The sequence below is a fragment of the Wenzhouxiangella sp. YN1 genome (assembly GCF_056324145.1).
Genome location: NZ_JBJNIO010000115.1, coordinates 43,438 through 61,520 on the forward strand (window position 1 = coordinate 43,438; position 18,083 = coordinate 61,520).

Annotated in this window: 17 protein-coding genes; 8 read left to right on the forward strand and 9 right to left on the reverse strand. The window is 65.2% G+C overall.

From position 1 onward, the window contains the following. Nucleotides 1-5: 5 nt before the first annotated feature. The 3 genes from ACEWQZ_RS02965 to sucC all read right to left on the reverse strand — a co-directional run bounded on the left by ACEWQZ_RS02965 (nucleotide 6) and on the right by sucC (nucleotide 3,813). On the reverse strand, nucleotides 6-1,631 hold the full coding sequence (locus tag ACEWQZ_RS02965; protein ID WP_476481585.1) for an NAD+ synthase: 1,626 nt from the start codon (nucleotides 1,629-1,631) through the stop codon (nucleotides 6-8). Nucleotides 1,632-1,764: 133 nt separating this feature from the next. Next, nucleotides 1,765-2,637: a succinate--CoA ligase subunit alpha gene (gene sucD, locus ACEWQZ_RS02970; RefSeq protein WP_476481586.1), complete on the reverse strand. Its 873-nt coding sequence runs from the start codon at nucleotides 2,635-2,637 to the stop codon at nucleotides 1,765-1,767. A 12-nt stretch (nucleotides 2,638-2,649) separates the two neighbouring features. Further along, nucleotides 2,650-3,813, reverse strand: a complete 1,164-nt coding sequence (sucC, locus tag ACEWQZ_RS02975; RefSeq protein WP_476481587.1) for an ADP-forming succinate--CoA ligase subunit beta — start codon at nucleotides 3,811-3,813, stop codon at nucleotides 2,650-2,652. Between the two features lie 256 nt (nucleotides 3,814-4,069). Here sucC and ACEWQZ_RS02980 point away from each other — a divergent pair, with 256 nt between their 5' ends. The 4 genes from ACEWQZ_RS02980 to egtD are packed head-to-tail and all read left to right on the forward strand — an operon-like array spanning nucleotide 4,070 to nucleotide 9,481. Beyond that, nucleotides 4,070-5,737 carry a two-component system sensor histidine kinase NtrB gene (locus ACEWQZ_RS02980; protein WP_476481588.1) on the forward strand — a complete coding sequence of 556 codons (1,668 nt, stop codon included), beginning with the start codon at nucleotides 4,070-4,072 and terminating at the stop codon, nucleotides 5,735-5,737. Nucleotides 5,738-5,763: 26 nt separating this feature from the next. Then, the gene (locus ACEWQZ_RS02985; RefSeq protein WP_476481589.1) at nucleotides 5,764-7,182 is read left to right on the forward strand and encodes a sigma-54-dependent transcriptional regulator; all 1,419 of its coding nucleotides are present in this window, start codon (nucleotides 5,764-5,766) and stop codon (nucleotides 7,180-7,182) included. After that, nucleotides 7,182-8,531, forward strand: a complete 1,350-nt coding sequence (gene egtB / locus ACEWQZ_RS02990; RefSeq protein ID WP_476481590.1) for an ergothioneine biosynthesis protein EgtB — start codon at nucleotides 7,182-7,184, stop codon at nucleotides 8,529-8,531. Before ACEWQZ_RS02985 ends, egtB begins: the two co-directional genes overlap by 1 nt. After that, on the forward strand, nucleotides 8,531-9,481 hold the full coding sequence (egtD, locus tag ACEWQZ_RS02995; RefSeq protein WP_476481591.1) for an L-histidine N(alpha)-methyltransferase: 951 nt from the start codon (nucleotides 8,531-8,533) through the stop codon (nucleotides 9,479-9,481). Before egtB ends, egtD begins: the two co-directional genes overlap by 1 nt. 95 nt (nucleotides 9,482-9,576) lie before the next feature. Here the strand turns inward: egtD and ACEWQZ_RS03000 are convergent, their stop codons facing one another. From ACEWQZ_RS03000 to ACEWQZ_RS03025, 6 genes are all read right to left on the reverse strand, one after another. Next, nucleotides 9,577-10,773, reverse strand: coding sequence for a heme biosynthesis HemY N-terminal domain-containing protein (locus tag ACEWQZ_RS03000; RefSeq protein ID WP_476481592.1), 1,197 nt, complete (start codon nucleotides 10,771-10,773; stop codon nucleotides 9,577-9,579). Then, a complete protein-coding gene (locus ACEWQZ_RS03005; protein ID WP_476481593.1) occupies nucleotides 10,770-12,053 on the reverse strand; it encodes a uroporphyrinogen-III C-methyltransferase in 1,284 nt (427 codons plus the stop codon). The genes ACEWQZ_RS03000 and ACEWQZ_RS03005 overlap by 4 nt, the downstream gene beginning before the upstream one ends. 75 nt (nucleotides 12,054-12,128) lie before the next feature. Next, nucleotides 12,129-12,878, reverse strand: coding sequence for a uroporphyrinogen-III synthase (locus ACEWQZ_RS03010; RefSeq protein WP_476481594.1), 750 nt, complete (start codon nucleotides 12,876-12,878; stop codon nucleotides 12,129-12,131). A gap of 273 nt (nucleotides 12,879-13,151) precedes the next feature. Then, nucleotides 13,152-14,066, reverse strand: coding sequence for a hydroxymethylbilane synthase (gene hemC / locus ACEWQZ_RS03015; protein WP_476481595.1), 915 nt, complete (start codon nucleotides 14,064-14,066; stop codon nucleotides 13,152-13,154). 5 nt (nucleotides 14,067-14,071) lie between these two features. After that, nucleotides 14,072-14,791, reverse strand: coding sequence for a LytR/AlgR family response regulator transcription factor (locus ACEWQZ_RS03020; RefSeq protein WP_476481596.1), 720 nt, complete (start codon nucleotides 14,789-14,791; stop codon nucleotides 14,072-14,074). Then, on the reverse strand, nucleotides 14,788-15,468 hold the full coding sequence (locus ACEWQZ_RS03025) for an alpha/beta hydrolase (protein ID WP_476481597.1): 681 nt from the start codon (nucleotides 15,466-15,468) through the stop codon (nucleotides 14,788-14,790). Before ACEWQZ_RS03025 ends, ACEWQZ_RS03020 begins: the two co-directional genes overlap by 4 nt. On the opposite strand from ACEWQZ_RS03025, the gene lptM reads away from it, so the two are divergent. Genes lptM through xerC form a run of 4 tightly spaced genes read left to right on the forward strand, consistent with a single transcriptional unit; the run spans nucleotide 15,467 to nucleotide 18,082 of the window. Beyond that, nucleotides 15,467-15,655 (forward strand): LPS translocon maturation chaperone LptM, encoded by a 189-nt coding sequence (gene lptM, locus ACEWQZ_RS03030; RefSeq protein WP_476481598.1) that lies wholly within the window; start codon nucleotides 15,467-15,469, stop codon nucleotides 15,653-15,655. The two genes, ACEWQZ_RS03025 and lptM, sit on opposite strands and share 2 nt — an antisense overlap. Before the next feature lie 4 nt (nucleotides 15,656-15,659). Further along, nucleotides 15,660-16,520 carry a diaminopimelate epimerase gene (gene dapF, locus ACEWQZ_RS03035; protein WP_476481599.1) on the forward strand — a complete coding sequence of 287 codons (861 nt, stop codon included), beginning with the start codon at nucleotides 15,660-15,662 and terminating at the stop codon, nucleotides 16,518-16,520. Next, the gene (locus ACEWQZ_RS03040) at nucleotides 16,499-17,179 is read left to right on the forward strand and encodes a DUF484 family protein (RefSeq protein WP_476481600.1); all 681 of its coding nucleotides are present in this window, start codon (nucleotides 16,499-16,501) and stop codon (nucleotides 17,177-17,179) included. Before dapF ends, ACEWQZ_RS03040 begins: the two co-directional genes overlap by 22 nt. Before the next feature lie 3 nt (nucleotides 17,180-17,182). Next, complete coding sequence (gene xerC / locus ACEWQZ_RS03045) at nucleotides 17,183-18,082, forward strand: tyrosine recombinase XerC (protein ID WP_476481601.1); 900 nt, start codon at nucleotides 17,183-17,185, stop codon at nucleotides 18,080-18,082. Nucleotide 18,083 lies beyond the last annotated feature (1 nt).

The following is an 18,083-nucleotide window of genomic DNA, read 5'->3' on the forward strand; positions in this document are numbered from 1 at the left end:
CGCGTTCAGCCGCTGTCGCGCCATCCCGAGGTTATCGGGTAGCGCCGATCACGCCCGAACGCCTTGCAGGTGATGCGCGGCCCCGGCGCGCCCTGCCGGCGCTTGAACTCCGCTCCGAGCACCATGCGGGCAATCCGCCTGACTGCGGCTTCACCGACATCAGGGTTGGCCGCAGCGATCTCGGCAACGGACTGGTCGAGCTCCACGTAGCGGACAATGATGTCGTCAAGTACCGCGTAGGGCGGCAGCTTGTCCTGGTCAAGCTGGCCGGGCGCCAGCTCAGCTGAAGGTGGGCGCTCGATCACGCCTTCGGGAATCGCCGGCGAAAGACCGTTGCGCCAGCGCGCCAAATCATAGACCAGGGTCTTGAGAACGTCCTTCAGCGGGCTGTAACCGCCGGACATGTCGCCGTAGATGGTTGAATACCCGACCGCCAGCTCGCTCTTGTTGCCGGTTGCCAGCGGCAGGTAGCCAAACTTGTTGGACAGCGCCATGACCACGTTGCCACGCGCACGGGCCTGCAGATTCTCTTCGGTGAAGTTCTCGCGCGTGCCGGCGAAAACTTCGGTCAATTGCTTCAGCTGGGCCTGATAGATCGGCTCGATGGAAATATTCTCGAAACGCGTTCCCATCATCGAGACCTGCTCACTGGCCAGGATCAGCGACAGTTCGGCGGTGTGGCGCGAAGGCATCATGACCGGCAGCACGTGTTCGGCTCCCAGGGCGTCAACGGCCAGCGCCATGGCCAGCGCCGAATCGATTCCTCCCGACAGACCGAGCACCACCGACTGAAAGCCGTTCTTGTGGGCATAGTCCCTCAGCCCGCGCTTGAGCACCTCCCACAAAAGCGGCAGTCTCTCGGTGACACCGACGGGCCAGTGGCGATAGTCAAAGCGCTGACTGTCGGGATCGAAGTCCAGGCACAGCAAAGCCTCTTCGCACAGCGGGGCCGGATCGGATAGCTTGCCGTGGCCGTCAATTGCCAGCGAGTGACCGTCAAACACCAGCTCGTCCTGCCCGCCGATGCAGTTGAGATAAACCAGCGGCAGACCGGTCTCGCGCTGGCGCACTGCAAGCAGCTCGGCGCGCTCGCGCTGCCTGCCCTCGTGGAAAGGAGAGGCATTGACCGAAATGACGAGCCGGGCTCCGGCCTGTTTGGAAGCTTCAACCGCGGCGCTGCTCCAGAGATCCTCGCAGATGACCACGCCCACCGGGACTCCGGCCACATCGACGACCAGCGGCGCATGGCCCGCTCGGAACCAGCGATGCTCGTCGAACACGCCCTGATTCGGCAGCTCCCACTTGTCGTAGGTGGCGATGATCTCGCCATCACGCAGCCAGGAGACGGAGTTGAAGCGCTGGTCGCCGTCGACACGGGGGTGACCAACGACCACGTCGATGCCGTGCACTTGCGCTGCCAGCTCGCGCAGGGCAGCAGCGGCTGAGTCCATGAACGCCGGGCGCAGCAGCAGATCCTCGGGTGGATAGCCCGTCAGCGCCAGTTCGGGAAAGACGAGCAGTTGCGCACCGAGCTCATCGCGTGCATGCACAAGGTATTCGAGCATGCGTGCCCGGTTGCCGGCGATATGGCCGACCTGGAAATCGTCCTGCGCCAAAGCGATTCGAAGCATCTCGACCCAGCTCCTGAAATGCAGGAACCACCGAATTCACCGAAGACACCGAACGTCGTGCTGTTTCGGTGTCTTCGGTTGATTCGGTGGTCCCGTGTCTTGGCCCCTTGCCCGCTGACCCGGGCCGGGGATGCTACTTCAGACGACCGGCAATCGCGTCGCCCAGCTCGGTCGGCGAGCGCACCGTGGTCACGCCGGCCTGCTCCAGGGCCTCGTACTTGGCTTCAGCCGTACCCTGACCACCGGCGATGATGGCGCCGGCATGGCCCATGCGCTTGCCCGGCGGCGCGGTCACGCCGGCAATGTAGGCGGCCACCGGCTTGCTGACGTGCTCGGCAATGTATTCCGCGGCTTCCTCTTCAGCCGACCCACCGATCTCGCCGACCATGATGATGCCTTCGGTTTCGGGATCCTGCTCGAACAGCGACAGGCAGTCGACAAAGCTCATGCCCTGGATCGGGTCACCACCGATACCAATGCAGGTCGACTGTCCCAGGCCAACCTTGGTGGTCTGATAGACCGCCTCGTAGGTCAGCGTACCCGAGCGCGAGACCACGCCGATCTTGCCTTTCTTGTGGATGGGACCCGGCATGATGCCGATCTTGCACTCGTCGGGGGTAATGATTCCCGGGCAGTTCGGGCCGATCAGAGTGACGTCATCGTAGTTGCCGAGCGCGGCCTTGACACGCATCATGTCAAGCACCGGGATACCTTCGGTAATGCACACGATCACGCGCACCCCGGCGTCGGCCGCCTCGAGGATGGCATCGGCGGCAAACGGCGGCGGCACGAAAATCATCGATGCCTCCGCGCCGGTTTCTTCCACCGCTTCGTCAACGGTATTGAACACCGGCAGGCCCAGATGCTCCTGACCGCCCTTGCCCGGGGTCACGCCGCCAACCATGCGGGTGCCGTACTCAATGGCCTGTTCGGAGTGGAACGTGCCCTGACTTCCGGTAAAGCCCTGGCATATCACTTTGGTTTTCTTGTCAATCAGTACACTCATTTACAAATTCCTTCAGGCGCCTGCCGCTTCCACGGCCTTGCGCGCACCGTCATTGAGATCGTCGGCAGCGATGATGTCGAAGCCGCTGTTGGCAAGCATTTCCTTGCCCTTGTCCACGTTGGTTCCTTCCAGCCGGACGACCAGCGGAACCTTCATCTCGACATCCTTGACCGCATTGATGATGCCTTCGGCAATGGCGTCGCAGCGCACGATGCCACCGAAGATATTGACCAGAATGGCCTTGACCTCGTCGTCGGAGAGAATCAGCTTGAACGCCTCCTTGACGCGCTCGGCGTTGGTGCCGCCACCGACGTCGAGAAAGTTGGCCGGCTCACCGCCCGCCAGTTTGATCACGTCCATGGTCGCCATGGCCAGACCGGCCCCGTTGACCATGCAAGCGATGTTGCCGTCGAGGGTGACGTAGTTCAGATCGTGCTTGCTGGCGGCCAGCTCGGTCGGATCTTCCTGCGACTCATCGCGCATCTCGGCGATATCGGGGTGGCGAAACAGCGCGTTGTCGTCGGCGGTCAGCTTGGCGTCGAGCGCGCCCAGATCGCCGTTGCCGTCGATGATCAGCGGGTTGATCTCGATGAGATCGATGTCCTTTTCCATGAACAGTCGATAGAGGCTGCCCATGATCTTGACCAGCTGCTTGATCTGCTTGGCGTTGAGCCCCATGCGATAGCCGATATGGCGTGCCTGATAGGGCATGAAGCCCGCGGCGGTGTCCACCGGCGCGGTGATGATCTTTTCGGGCGTGTCGGCGGCAACCTGTTCGATATCGACCCCGCCAGCGGCCGAGCCCATGAACACCACCGATTTCCTGCTGCGGTCCACCAGGGCACCCAGGTAGAGTTCCTGTTTGATATCCGTGGCTTCGGCAACCAGCACGGAGTTGACCGGCAACGCGCGACCACCCGTCTGGTAGGTCTCGATGCTCATGCCGAGCATCTTGTCGGCCGCCTCGCGCACCTCCTCGAGACTCGAGACCAGCTTGACCCCGCCGGCCTTGCCACGCCCGCCGGCGTGGACCTGGGCCTTGACGACCCACTCGCTGCCGCCGAGCTTTTCCGCCGCCGCGACGGCCTCATCGGCAGTTGTTGCCGGATGGCCGCCCGGCACGGGGATTCCGTACTGCTCGAACAGCTCCTTGGCCTGATACTCGTGAAAATTCATGCTTGGAAAACCTGTCTGGTGTAATGAATGTGTAAGAAGGCCGACTTTGACCAAAGCCGCATAGTGTGAAACATGGCGGGCCGATTATCAATCCGGCTTCCGGGGCGTTTTCCCCGTGTCGATACCGGAGGCAGGCCGCCGCCGGAATGCGATAGTATACTCCCCGACAGAGGTTCCCGCGGCAGGCGCACACCAGATACATGTCCACGACGGCGGCACTCAAGACCCCAACCACTTCGAGCAGAGGGCGTTTCAGGTGAAAACTTTCGGAACGCTGGTCGCAGACGAAGAAGTCGTCGGTCGCGCACTCCATTATCTCAATTCATTCCGGCTGCTGGCCTCGGCCGCGGCCCTGCTGGCCGTCTTCAGCGTGCTCTCGGCCGAGATCGAGGGCTATCGCATCTTCCTGGCCCAGGCGGCAGCCATTACCTATGCCGCCAGCGCCGTCAGCTTCTTCGTCCTGCACCTGCGCAAATCCATCGATGTCTCGGAACTGGCGTCGTTTTCCCTGGCCAGCGACCTGATCCTGGTCAGCCTGATCCTGCACGCCTTCGGCGGCATCGAAAGCGCGCTGGTCATCCTGCTGCTGTTCAATATCGGCATTGCCGGGCTGATCCTGGACCTCAGAACCACGCTGCTGTTTGCCTCCCTGGTGGCGCTGGGCCTGCTGGCCGACGCCTGGCTGAGCCGGCATGGCGCGCTGGAACCCCGCGTACTGTTTCAGCCGGGGCTGTACGGCGTCGGCGCTTTCGGCATTGCCGTTGGCGCCTCCCTGCTCGGGCGCTGGGGGCGTGAATACAAGCTGCTGGCCGAGCGGCGCGGGCTGGACCTGGCCAATCTGGGGCATATCAACGAGCTGATCATTCACAAGCTGCGCTCAGGCGTACTGGTGGTCGACGCGCAGGACCGGATCCGGCAGATGAACGAAGCCGCCTGGTATCTGCTGGGCAACCCGCCGGTGAGCGAGCGCAACCTGCAGACCATCGCGCCGCCGCTGGCCGACCGGCTCGAGCGCTGGCGCAAGACCGGAAAAACCGAGGATGAAGGCCTGCTGCTGCAGTCCACCCAGTCGGCTGTGGTACCGACCATGCTGACCATGCCCGGCATCAACGATTCCGCGGCCACCCTGATCTTTCTGGAAGACACCTCAGTGGTCACGCGGCGCGCGCGCGATCTGGCGCAGGCCTCGCTGGCGCGGCTGTCGGCCAGTATTGCCCACGAAATCCGCAACCCGCTGGGCGCGCTCAGCCACGCCGGGCAGCTGCTGGGCGAATCCGAGCAGCTCGACAAGGCCGACCGCAAGCTGGTGGACATGGTTCTCAACCACGCCACCCGCATGAACGACATCGTCGAAAACGTGCTCAAGCTTTCACGCCGGGAGCGGGCACGCATCGACTCGGTCAATCTGATCAGCTGGCTGCGAAAACTGGCCGGAGATTTCCGTCAGTACCACAAGCTCGATTCCAGCCGAGTGAAGGTCGAGCTGCCCTCGGCCTCGATCATGGTATTGATCGACACCAGCCAGCTCAGCCAGGCTGTCTGGAACCTGATGGAAAACGCGCTCAGGCACGCCGGCACGGAGGACCGGGAGCCGGTCATCACCCTGCGGGTCAGCCCGATCCGCGGCCACCGTGAAATTGCGCTCGATATCATCGACAATGGTCCGGGCATACCGCTGGAAAAGCGTTCGCAGGTCTTCGAGCCCTTCTTTACCACCCATAAACAGGGATCCGGCCTCGGGCTCTACCTGGCCCGGCAGCTGTGCGACGCCAACCAGGCACCGCTGGAGTACGTCCAGGTACCCAACAGCGGCGCCTGTTTCCGCATTCTGCTGCGGCGCCCGGAAACAGACGAAATGCGCAAGAAGGAAGACGAAAAGGCCAAACGCAAGTCCCGCGCCCGGCGCGTAGTGGGCAGAAACTGACCGTAATCTCCGAATAGAGGATGCTGATGAGCGAAATGCGCGCATTGGTGGTGGATGACGAACCCGATCTGAGGGAGCTGCTCGATATCACCCTCAGCCGCATGGGGCTTGACGTCGACACCGCCGAAGACCTGTCGACGGCCCGGCGCCTGCTGGCCAACGGCACCGAGTACGCCTTCTGCCTGACCGACATGCGCCTGCCCGACGGCAACGGGCTGAGCCTGATCAAGGAAATCTCGCGCGACCACCCCGACATGCCGGTGGCCATGATCACCGCCTACGGCAAGGTCGACGACGCGGTGACCGCGCTCAAGTACGGGGCTTTCGACTTCGTATCCAAGCCGGTTGACCTGGAAGTACTGCGCAACATGGTGCGAACCGCCATCAAGATGCGCGAGGATGACGCCGAAATCGCCGGCGCCCCGGAACCGCCGCCACGCAGGCAGGAGCCCGAGCCGGACGACTCGGCTGCGGGCACGCCCAAGGGCGAAAGCCTGTTGCATCAGCGCCTGATCGGAACCTCCCAGGCGATGGATCGGGTTCGCCAGACGATCACCAAGCTGGCGCGCAGCCAGGCTCCGGTTCTCATCAGCGGCGAGTCGGGCACCGGCAAGGAACTTGCCGCCCAGCTGATTCACGACCTCGGCCCGCGCGCCGAAAGCCCGTTTGTAGCGGTCAACTGCGGAGCCATCCCCTCCGAGCTGATGGAAAGCGAATTCTTCGGCCACATCAAGGGCAGCTTCACCGGCGCCGACGCAGACAAGGAAGGGCTGTTCCAGGCGGCCAACGGCGGCACGCTTTTCCTCGACGAGGTGGCTGACCTGCCGCTCAGCATGCAGGTCAAGCTGCTGCGCGCCATCCAGGAGAAAAGCGTGCGCCCGATCGGCGGGCGCGAGGAACTCAAGATCGACGTGCGCATCCTTTCGGCGACGCACAAGGCGCTCAGACCGCTGGTGGAGTCGGGTGAATTCCGCAACGACCTCTACTATCGCCTCAACGTCATCGACCTGCCCATGCCCAGCCTGCGCGATCGCCGCGGCGATATCCGGCTTCTGGCCGAGCATTTCCTGGGGGTGATCGGCGAACAGTGGGGCGAGCCGCCGCGCAAGCTCGGCACCGCCGCCATGGACAGCCTCCAGAGCCACAGGTTTGCGGGCAACGTGCGCGAGCTGGTCAACATCCTCCAGCGTGCGGTCACGATGTGCGAAGATGACGAAATCACGGTCGAGGATCTCAACATCGAGCAGCCGATGCTCGACGACAGCGGTGCTGACGTCAGCCCGCCCGAAGATCGCAGCCTCGACGACTACATGGAAGACATCGAAAGGCGAATTCTGGAAAAAGCCCTGGTGGACGCCCGATACAACAAGACCGAAGCCGCCCGTCAGCTCGGCATCTCCTTTCGCTCCCTGCGCTACAAGATCAAGAAATACGATATCGACTGATGGCTGCCGACGCCGACCGCAAACACAGGGGCGATGGAACCGGGAGCGACCGCCCCCCGGTCTGCAACCGGGTTGCGCTCGAGTCTGTCAGCCGCTCGACGCTCGTGCAGGACTTTGTGCGCGTGCGCGCAGCTACCGAATCGCTGGCCGAAAATCTCTCGGCGGAAGACCAGACTCTGCAGCCAATGCCCACGACCAGCCCGGTCAAGTGGCACCGGGCACACACCAGCTGGTTTTTCGAAACCTTCTTGCTCAAGCCTTTCGACGACCACTGGCGGGAATTTCATCCGCAGTTCAACTACCTGTTCAATTCCTACTACAACGGCATCGGCCAGCAGTACCCGCGACCGAAGCGCGGCCTGATCACGCGCCCCGACGTCGCACAAGTGGGCGCGTATCGGCGCGCGGTAGACCAGGCCGTCTGTCAGCTGATCGAGCGCAGCCCGCAAAACCGGTGGAACGAGCTCGCCGCCCTTGTCCGGCTCGGGCTCAATCATGAGCAGCAACATCAGGAATTGATCGTCACTGACCTGAAAAACGCTTTTGCCCACAACCCCCTGCATCCGGCCTGGGTCGAGCGTCCGTCCACCAGTACGCACTCGGCTGCGCCGCTGCGCTGGCTGGCGTTTGCAGAAAGGATCGCGGAAATCGGCAGCCACGACGACGGCCGCTTCTGCTTTGACAACGAACTGCCGCGCCACCGCGAAGTGATCGCAGCCTTTCAGCTGGCCTCGCGACCGGTGACCTGCGGCGAGTACCTCGCCTTCATGCAGGCTGGCGGCTACGACGACCCCGACCTCTGGCTTTCCGATGGCTGGACCTGGCTCCAGGAAACCGGCATTCGCGCGCCCTTGTACTGGCAGCAGGATCAGGATGGCCGCTGGTGGCTGTATACGCTGGGCGGGCTGCGCGAGCTTGACCCGGAGGAAACGCTGGCTCACGTGAGCTTCTACGAAGCCTTCGCCTATGCCCAGTGGGCTGGCGCCCGGCTGCCGACCGAAGCCGAGTGGGAACTCGCCGCCAGCACCGCCGGCGGGCCTGACGGGCCGTTCGCCGAGGACGGCCGATTTCACCCGGCCGCAACGGCCGACGAGCAGTCCGCCGACACCCCGGCCGGCCTGTTCGGCAACGTCTGGGAGTGGACCGCCTCGAGCTATGCTCCCTACCCCGGCTTCAGAACGCTGCCGGGCGCGGTGGGTGAATACAACGGCAAGTTCATGCTCAACCAGATGGTGCTGCGCGGCGGCAGCTGCGCCACACCGGCGGGACACATCCGCGCCGGCTATCGCAATTTTTTCTATCCGGGCGATCGCTGGCAGTTCAGCGGCATCAGGCTGGCGCGCAACTGATGACCGCCGGGGTCGAAACCGAACGCTTCCGCGCAGACGTGATCGCGGGGCTTTCCCGGCGACCGCCGTCGATTCCCTGCAAGTACTTCTACGATGCCAGGGGTTCGGAGCTGTTCGAACGCATCTGCCAAACGCGGGAATACTACGTCACCCGCGCCGATCTCGCCCTGCATCGAGCCCATATCAGCGATATCTCCGCGCGCATCGGAGCGGATGCCCATGTGATCGAGCTTGGCTCCGGCGCCGGCGTCAAGACGCGGCTGCTGCTCGAGGCGCTGGAACACCCCCGCGCCTATACGCCGATCGACATCTCGGCTGCCGCCCTGTCTGCGGCTACAAGCGAGCTCGAACGAGCCTTTCCACATATCCCCATGCATCCGCTGGCGGCCGACTACACCCAAACGATCGCGCCGGCCACGCTTGCTCTGGAGCCGGCGGCAAAGCGCCGCATCATCTACTTCCCCGGCTCGACCATCGGCAATTTCGAGCGCGAGCCGGCCGTCGATTTTCTTGCGCGGCTGCGCGACATGGCGGGGCCCCGGGGCGCTGTCCTGATCGGTGTCGACCTGATCAAGCCCATCGAGGTCCTGCTGGCCGCCTACGACGACGCCGAAGGCATGACCGCGGAGTTCAATCGCAACCTGCTTGAACGCCTGCAGCGCGAACTCGGCGCCCGCCTGGAAAAGAGCGCCTTTGCCCACCAGGCACGCTGGAGCGACGAGCACAAACGCATCGAGATGCACCTGACCGCGCAACGGCCGACCCGCATCGCGATTGGCCAGCACAGCTTCGAATTTGCCAGCGGCGAGTCCATTCACACCGAGAGCAGCCACAAATACTCACTCGCTTCCTTCCGGCAGCTGGCGGCCGCAGCGGGACTGCGCTCCGAACAGGCCTGGCTTGACCCGGATGAGCTGTTCTCGATGCACTGGCTCGTTGCCGACGCCTGACCCGAGCTGATGCGTTGCCCGGCGCGCGATGCGCCGACATGCGTTGATCTATGCCGTCGCTTGCGGTTCGGCTTGCGGTGCGGGTCTCGACCCGCTCAGACGGGTTTTGACGGCGCAGGCAGGGGCTCGGCGCCGCGGCCGTTGCGAAGCCGCAGTGCGTTGCGATAGCACTGGGCCGCAGCCTCGAGCTTGCCGGCGCGGTCAAGCACGCGGCCAAGGGCGGCATAGGCGCGGCTGTTGGGACGCTCTCTCACCACCGTCTCCAGGCATTCGCCGGCACGCTCATACTGCCGATCTTCCAGGTAGAGCAGACCCAGGGTTTCCTGGAGACCAATGTGCTCCGGATGCGAAGCCAGCCACTTCTGGCATTGTCGAATGCGGTGCGTGCGCTCGCCCTCATCTGCAACGGCGTAGAGTGCCAGCAATTCGTCGTCCGGCTCGGCGGCCAGGTGACGCTCGAGCAGGCCCGATGCGCGTGCCGTCCGTCCCAGCTCGGAGGCCCGACGGGCGTAGGCGGCGACCAGTGTGCGCTGCTGACGCAGCTTGCGCGGCAGCTCCTTCCAGCTCGATTCGAGATGATCAATGTCCAGGCTGCCGCCCAGCTCGCGCTCGGCGGACAGAACAACAAGCTCGTGCGCGCGTTCACGATCGACCACGCCGACCCGGCGCAACGCCGGCGCCAGCAGCCGCAGATCACGCCAGCGACCCAGCTCCTGGTATTTTTCGAGCAGCAGGCGCAACACCCCGGAGTGACGCGGTTTTTTCAGATGCAGTTTTTCCAGAACCGCCGTGGCTTCCTCGGCCTGGCCTTCGGCAGCCAGCAGCCGCGCGCGGGCCAGATTGGTGACGAAGTGCCGCCGCCCGAATCGCCCGTCGGCATGCTCGAGCCAGCGATCGCGTCCAGAGTGGTCACCGCGGCCCTGGGCGGCTCGCGCCGCGGCAAGATAACCGGCGGTCGAGTCACGATGACTCAGGGATTTTTTCAGCGCGCGCTCGGCGCCCTGCCAGTCGCCTTCGGTCAGCGCCAGGAAGCCGGTTTCCAGCTGGCGGCGGGAGCGTCTTTCGCGGGCACGGCGAATGGTCCGGGCCGGCAGCCTCAACAGGCCCACCAGCAGCGACAGCAGAATCCAGAACGCGAGTACCGCCCCGACCAGAACCAGCAGGGAGGTTTCCACGCGCCAGCGCCCGAAATCGAGCTGCACGTGCCCCGGGTCCTCGACCAAAAAGGGCGCCAGCAGGGCCGTGGCAACCAGCGCAAACGCCACGGCAATGATGATGAGCAGGCGCTTCACGAGTCCGCGATTCGGCGTTCGGCTTCCGCCAATGCGCCGCCCAGCTCAGGCAGCGCGAGCGCCTGCGGCGCCGAAGCCACCTCGGAGAGTGCCTCGAGCCCTCTGGCGACCTCTCGACTGGTCACGTCGAAATGTTCACGCACAAGCTCTTCAGCCGTTTTCAGGTGGAGCTGCAGCTCCTCGCCGCTGCGGCGGGCGGCGGCCATCTGGGCCGCTGCCAGATGCAGCGCAAGTCGGGTGCGAACGCTTGCCGCAGCCGCCGGCGTCAGCGGCGCTGACTCCCGCGGCGTAACTCGCACCAGGCCGCTCATGGTTTCGCGCAGACCCGACCACCAGCCCGCATCGCCCTGCTCGCCGCCGGCAGCGGTCTGATCCTGCACGCCGTCGCCGCCGGCATTGCGCAGCGGCCAGCCGGCCAGCTCTTGTTCGATGGCAGCCAGCCGGCCAATCAGCGTCGGCCAGTCGGTTACCTGCATCGACTCGAGCGATTCCAGCTCCTGGGCAAGCCGTTGGCGAAGCCGCTCGAACGAGCCGGAGTCGATCTTGCCAAGCCGCGCCCTGGCGCTGCGCCAGGCGGCCAGCGCGCCGTCGCGATCATCAGCCAATTCGATGCGGGCACGTCCTTGTCGCAGCAGCACGACCACTTCCATCAGCGCGGCCTTGCGGCCCGCCTGATCCATCAGCTCCTCGATACGATCGGTGCGCAGGTTGCCGCTCTCTTCCAGGCGGGCCTCGAAATCGGAGAGTGCCGAATCGACCTGCCCGGACAGCGTCGACAGGCGTTGCTGAATCTGTTCGCGGTCGCTGGCAGCGGCCTGGATCTGGCGGCGCAGCGCCTCGGGCTCCTCACTGCTGGAGGCGACCGCTTCACTCAGTTCCTCGAGACGGGACTGCGCTTCCTGCAGTCGCTGCGAGAGCTCGTCGGTACGCGCCTGCAGTGACTCCAGCGACCCGCCCTGCTCTTCCACAGCCGCGGCCAGCGCCGGCTCGGCTTCGGCCTGGTCGTTCTCGGCCAGCCACCATTGCCAGCCTGCCAGCCCGGCCGCTCCCAGCGCTACGATCAGCGCAAGCGCAGCCAGCGCGCCACCGCCGCGACGCGGCCCGGCGCGCTGCTCCCGCTGCTTGGCGGCGTCGGGGTCGGGCTGCACGTCCGACGATGTGGTGTCCGTCGGCTCGTGGCGCCGTGGTGTCTGGTCGGCAGACCCGCCGTCAGCGGGTTTCCGCCCGGCTTGGTTGTCGCCGGTTTCTTCTTTTTCGGAACGGTGGTCGTCGTCGCTCATTGGCTCGCTGGTGGCGCTGCAGGCCGCGTGCGGATAAACGTCGAGATTAACGCAAAAACGCCATCCGGTGTGAGACTAGCGAAGTTGCCTGGACATGACCTCGAGCATGATGTCGTCGGAAGCACCGCTTGCATCCAGGCACTTTCGGGCACCCTGGCGCTCGGCGTAATCGGCCACGCGCCGCGACGGGACGATCAGGGGCGCCTCGCGAACACGCTCGGCAGCGGCCTCAGGCAGATTCTCGAACAGCCCCCTGACCGCTTCGAGACTCGCGCCCAGAGTCACCAGCGAACGCGCCGCCGTGATCCGCCGGGCTGCGCCCTCGGGCAGCTCACAGGCCACGCGGCGATAGACATGGATACGCTCCATCAGGGCGCCCCGCCGCTCGAGCACTTCGCCCATCAGGCTGCGCCCGCCCGCGGCGGCCAGGATCAGGATATCGAGCCCGTCGACGTCCTGCAGCTCGGGCATGGCCAACATCGCCTCACTGGTGCCGTAGTGCTCCGGATAGACGACGTTGTCGAGTCCGAGCTCATGCGCAACCGACGCGGTGCCCTGGCCCGGCACGATGATCAAAGCGCGGTTGAGCAGCGCCGTGCCCGCCAGCGCCACCGCCTGACGAACGGCTTCATGACTGGTCAGGATGACGCGATCGGCCGGTAGCGCCGTCGCCAGCTGATCGGCGACTTCTTCAGGGTTTTCAGGAGGCTGCAGTTGAAATGGCGCGCACTCCAGCGGTTCATGGCCCATTTCGGTTACGCGCTCGATGAGCTTCTGGACCGCCGGCTGCGTGCGTGTGATCAGAACAAGGGTTTTTTCAGACATCGAGGCTCTCTCTTTTCAGCCGCCGAATACAAGAAAAGCCTGCCGATCGGGCAGGCTTTTCTTTAAGAGGATTCCGGGCGTCTGGCACAGCTCACCAAAGTGCTGGGGGCTTGCGTGTTGGCGTTGGCAGTAGGGGGACGCACCTCAGCAAACTGCACCGTGGGTGACGCCCGGAAAGCAAATCGTAATCAGCCCCTGTGACCACCTTTTGAGACACTCTGACACAGTTATCGGGCAATGTCCAGCCAAAGTCAGATAATAACGGACCGACTTTCAAATCTGTGACAGGATTCTCTCCCCGCCCTGTGCCAGCAGCGATCGGGCGGCTTCCTGGCCGAGACTTTCACCTTCGGAACGAGCACCTTCGACCCGGGCATCGAGCACCTCACTGCCATCCGGGCTGGCCAGACGTGCATCCAGCCGGATGCGATCCTGCTCCAGGCGAGCGAAGGCCGCCAGCGGCATGCGGCAGTCGCCGCCGAGCTCGGCCACAACCGCGCGCTCGGCGCGCATTCTGTCGTAGGTGTCGTCGCAGTTGAGCGCACTGAGCTTTTCCAGGGTGTCGCTTTCGCCCGCGCGGCACTGCACCACGATCACGCCCTGCCCGGCTGAAGGCAGAAACGACGGCGGCTCCAGGGGCAGCGTGTGCTCGCGGCCGATTTCGAGGCGCCGCAGCCCGGCAGCGGCGAGAATCAGGGCATCGACGTCACCCGAGTCGAGCCGGGCCAGGCGGGTTTGCACATTGCCACGCACCGTCACCACTTCAAGGTGCGGCCAGCGGGCCAGCAGCTGGCTTTGTCGGCGCAGGCTGGCCGTGCCGACCTTCGACCCGGCGGGCAGATCTTCGGGCCGGGCCGCGGTGCGGGTAATCCACCAATCGCGCCAGTCCTCACGAGGCAGAAAGGCAGCCAGCTCGAATTCCCGCGGCGGTACCGCCGGCACGTCCTTGAGCGAGTGCACGGCGATATCGGCCTCGCCGTCGAGAATGGCGCGCTCCAGCTCCTTGAGAAACAGCCCCTTGCCGCCGATCTCGGCCAGCGAGCGATCCAGTATCTCATCGCCGCGCGTGCTCAGCGGCACCAGGCTGACGTCCATCTCGGGATAACGTGCGCGCAGCTGCTGGGCCACGTGTTCGCTCTGCCAGAGTGCCAGCTTGGACTTGCGAGTCGCGATTTTAAGAGTTGTCATGTCGTTCACGCCTCAGTGATGTCACGGCCGTCGAGAATCTGGCGAACCTGGGCCAGATTGCGGCGGCTTACGGGGGGGCAGCAGTCGCTGCCGTCGAGCTCAACGCGTTCTTGCCCCTGCTCGTCGCGAAACAGACCGCGCAGGTAGCGACGCGCTACCAGGGCCTTGCGATGAATGCGTACGAACTGGCGGGCGTAACGCCGCTCCAGGCTGACCAGGGAGTCTTCCACCAGAGCCTCGCCCGTGTCGAAGTGGACGACAGTGTACTTGTCTTCGGCCACCAGGGCACGGATGTCGACCACGGGAATCGTCAGCACTCGGTCTCCCAGCCGCGTGCGCACAACGGCGGCCGGATCAACCGGCCGGTGGCGCGCCCGGTCGAGTGCACGCGCCAGGCGTTCAGGGCGAATCGGCTTGACCAGATAGTCGACGGCCGCCAGCTCGAAGGCGTCGACGGCGTACTGCTCGAAGGCGGTCACGAACACGATGGCCGGCGGCGACTCCAGCCGCCCCAGCCTGCGCGCCACCTCGATACCGTTCAGGCCCGGCATTTCAACGTCCAGGAACACAACGTCGGGCAGCAGCTCGTGGCATCGGTCCAGCACCTGGTCGGCGCGATTGGTGGTCGCACAGACGGCAACGTCGGCCTGCGCTTCGAGCAGGCGCGCCAGGCGGTCAGCCGCCGGCTGTTCATCGTCGACGACAAGGGCGCGCATCGCGCTCATTGCAGGCGCTCACTCAGCCACTGGTCGATGGCTTGCACCTCTTCGGCGCACACGGCATGCGGCATCGGCCAGGTCTGCCAGGCGACCTCGAGACCGGCCGCGGCCAGCCGCCGGGCGCCGGCCTGGCCCAGCTCGACGGGGACAATCGGGTCCTGGCTGCCGTGCCCCATGAAAACCGGCATCGATGGTGCCTGCGCGCTCATCCATTCGGTCAGCTGCTCGGCGCCGAGCAGGTAGGTCGACAACCCCACCACGCCGGCCAGAGGCCCGTTCCGGGCCAGCCCGCAGCGCAACGCAATCGCGCCGCCCTGGGAAAACCCCGCCAGAACCAGGTTGCCGGATGGAATGCCCGCTGCAACCTGTTCGTCGACCAGGGCATCCACCTGGCGCAGCGACGCACGAATGCCGTCCATGTCCTGGTTGCGATCGATATCCACGCCCAGAATGTCGTACCAGGCGCGCATGGCCATGCCACCATTGATGGTCACCGGTCTTTGCGGGGCGTGCGGGAAAATGAAGCGCACCGGGCGGCGGGCAGCGCAGTTGAGCTGCGGTACAATCGGCTCGAAGTCATGCCCATCAGCACCCAGGCCGTGCAGCCAGATAACGGCATGCTCCGGATCCTCGCCGGTCTCGAGGACCAGGCGTTCAAGTTGCAAGTCACTGGAGTCATTCATGCGTGCCAGTTTAACCGCCCTTGTCGTTGTCCTGTTGGGCACGGTCGCGCTGTCGATCAGCGGTTGCGGCCTCAAGGACGATCTCTATCTGCCCGATGACCCAGCGGACGCTGCGACGGCTCCCGCGACCACGCAAGACGATGACGCACGCAACGGCGAGAAGAAGCCTGCCGGCGCGGGTGGCTGAGCCGATGAACGCCGACTCGAAAGACGCGCTCGCCTTTCACAAGCTCGAGGCGCTGGGCAACGATTTCATGCTGATAGACGCCCGGCGCCGGTCGCTGTCGGTGCCCGATGAACTGGTGCGGCAGTGGGCCGACCGCCATCGCGGCGTGGGATTCGATCAGCTGCTCGTTCTGCACGCCGCCGAACATCCCGAGCATCACTGCCGCGTGGAGATCCGCAACGCCGATGGCAGCACCGCCGAGCAGTGCGGCAACGGCATGCGGGCGCTGGGGCTGTGGCTCCACCAGGCCGACGGCACGACCGGCAAGGTCGAGGTGAGCACGCCTGCCGGCACGGTCACGATCGCCTACCGCAGCGACGATGACATCGCCGCTACGCTGTCGGTGCCGGATTTTTCACCCGCAGCCGTGGGGCTGCCAGGCAGCGCCGGCTTTCCCCGCACTTTTTCAGTGGGCCCGGAAACGCTGGCGGTGCACGGCGCCTCGATGGGCAACCCGCATCTGCTGGTCATCGAACCCGAGCGGCCGTCGGCCGAACGCGTCGAGCACATCGGTCGGGCTCTGGGCCAGGACCCGGCGCTCGCCGACGGCGCCAACGTCGGCCTGGCGGTCGTCGAGTCGCGGCGGCGCGTCCATCTGCAGGTGTTCGAGCGCGGCGCCGGGCCGACCCTGGCCTGCGGCAGCGGCGCCGGCGCCGCGGCCGCCATTCTGCTGCGCCTGCGCCAGGTCGACAGCCCGGTCGAAATCCTGCAGCCGGGCGGATCGCTTGTGATAGATTGGAGCGGAGAGGGGCAGGCGGTAACCACCGCCGGACCCGCCCGTGAAGTGTTTGCAGGAGTCATCCCATGTCCGATCCCGGCCAATTGAACGAACACCGCGTCGCCGAGTGGCTGGCGGCTCATGCCGACTTTTTCACGCGCCATCCGGAGCTGCTCGACACACTCGAGCTGCCGCATGAAACCGGCGCCAGCTCCCTGATCGAGGTACAGGTGGCACGGCTGCGGCGGGAGAATCACCAGCTGCAAGCTCAGCTCGAAACCCTGGCCGACATCGCTGGCGAGAACGAGCGGCTCATGCAGCGACTGCACCAGCTGACGCTGGAGGTGATGACAGCGGCCTCCAGCGGCGAGTTCGTCGAGCGCCTGACGCGGCGACTGGCTGATGATTTCGACGCCCGCAGCGTGCGCCTGCACCTGCTTGCGCCACAGCCAGACCTCGCCGAGTGCCAGGCGGTCGCCTTGCACGAGCGCGGCGTACCCGGGTGGTTCGAGCAGCTGCTGGAAAGTGAGCGCATCGAGTTCGGGCGCCTCACCCGCGCCAAGCTCGAAACCCTGTTCCCGGACGCCCATGACGCCATCGGCTCGGCCGCGCTGGTACCGATTGCGGGGCTGGGCCTGCTGGCCATCGGGGCGGAGTCGCCTGAGCGTTTCCATCCCAACATGGGCACGCTGTTCCTCGAGCTTCTGGGCACCACCATTCGCCATCGCCTCGAGCAGAACGCCGGGGACGAACGCAAGCGCGCTTGAGCCGTGGATATCGGGGCGGCCATTTCCGCCTTTCTTGCCCATGCCGCAGACGAGGCCGGGCTCAGCGCGGCGACCATCGACGCCTATCGTCGCGATCTTGATCGTCTCGCGGCCTGGTGCCGCGAACACGGCATCGAGCGCATCGAGGCGCTTTCCCAGCCGGATGTCCGCAGCTTTGCCGCCAGCGAGCACCGTCGTGGCCTGTCGCCGCGCAGCGTGCAGCGCCGACTGTCCGGGCTGCGGCGTTTTTTCCGCTACCTCAGACGCGAACGGATCATCGCGGGCGATCCGGCACAGGATGTGCGCGCACCGAAGGTCCGGCGCAAACTCCCGGAAGTGCTCGATGTCGATCAGGTTCAGGCTCTGCTCGAGATTCCCGAAGAGAACGAGCTCGCCATCCGCGACCGCGCCATGCTCGAGTTGTTCTATGCTTCCGGCCTGCGGGTCAGCGAACTGGCCGGTCTGGTCTGGGATCAGCTCGACCTCGGCGAGGGCATGGTTCGAGTACTCGGCAAGGGGCGGAAGGAGCGTATCGTACCGGTGGGCCGGCATGCCGTACGCGCCCTCGGGCAGTGGCAAAAGATTCACGCCGCAGCCGCCGGCATCGACCAGCGACGCATATTCACCAGCCTCAAGGGCCGACCCCTTGGCGTGCGCGCCATCCAGAAACGCGTCGCCTACTGGTCGCAGCGCCAGGGGCTCGACCAGAGCGTTCATCCGCACCAGCTCAGGCACAGCTTCGCTTCCCACATCCTCGAGTCTTCCGGCGACCTCAGGGCCGTTCAGGAGCTGTTGGGCCACGCCAATCTGACCACAACGCAGATCTACACTCATCTGGACTTTCAACACCTGGCAAAGGTCTACGACGAGACCCATCCGAGAGCGAGGAAGAAGTCCGAATAAG

Coding starts and splice junctions, on each gene's coding strand:
- ACEWQZ_RS02965 (WP_476481585.1), bottom strand. CDS start 1,631: ATGCTTCGAATCGCTTTGGCGCAGGACGATTTCCAGGTCGGCCATATC.
- sucD (WP_476481586.1), bottom strand. CDS start 2,637: ATGAGTGTACTGATTGACAAGAAAACCAAAGTGATATGCCAGGGCTTT.
- sucC (WP_476481587.1), bottom strand. CDS start 3,813: ATGAATTTTCACGAGTATCAGGCCAAGGAGCTGTTCGAGCAGTACGGA.
- ACEWQZ_RS02985 (WP_476481589.1), top strand. CDS start 5,764: ATGAGCGAAATGCGCGCATTGGTGGTGGATGACGAACCCGATCTGAGG.
- egtB (WP_476481590.1), top strand. CDS start 7,182: ATGGCTGCCGACGCCGACCGCAAACACAGGGGCGATGGAACCGGGAGC.
- egtD (WP_476481591.1), top strand. CDS start 8,531: ATGACCGCCGGGGTCGAAACCGAACGCTTCCGCGCAGACGTGATCGCG.
- ACEWQZ_RS03005 (WP_476481593.1), bottom strand. CDS start 12,053: ATGAGCGACGACGACCACCGTTCCGAAAAAGAAGAAACCGGCGACAAC.
- ACEWQZ_RS03010 (WP_476481594.1), bottom strand. CDS start 12,878: ATGTCTGAAAAAACCCTTGTTCTGATCACACGCACGCAGCCGGCGGTC.
- hemC (WP_476481595.1), bottom strand. CDS start 14,066: ATGACAACTCTTAAAATCGCGACTCGCAAGTCCAAGCTGGCACTCTGG.
- ACEWQZ_RS03020 (WP_476481596.1), bottom strand. CDS start 14,791: ATGAGCGCGATGCGCGCCCTTGTCGTCGACGATGAACAGCCGGCGGCT.
- lptM (WP_476481598.1), top strand. CDS start 15,467: ATGCGTGCCAGTTTAACCGCCCTTGTCGTTGTCCTGTTGGGCACGGTC.
- ACEWQZ_RS03025 (WP_476481597.1), bottom strand. CDS start 15,468: ATGAATGACTCCAGTGACTTGCAACTTGAACGCCTGGTCCTCGAGACC.
- dapF (WP_476481599.1), top strand. CDS start 15,660: ATGAACGCCGACTCGAAAGACGCGCTCGCCTTTCACAAGCTCGAGGCG.
- ACEWQZ_RS03040 (WP_476481600.1), top strand. CDS start 16,499: ATGTCCGATCCCGGCCAATTGAACGAACACCGCGTCGCCGAGTGGCTG.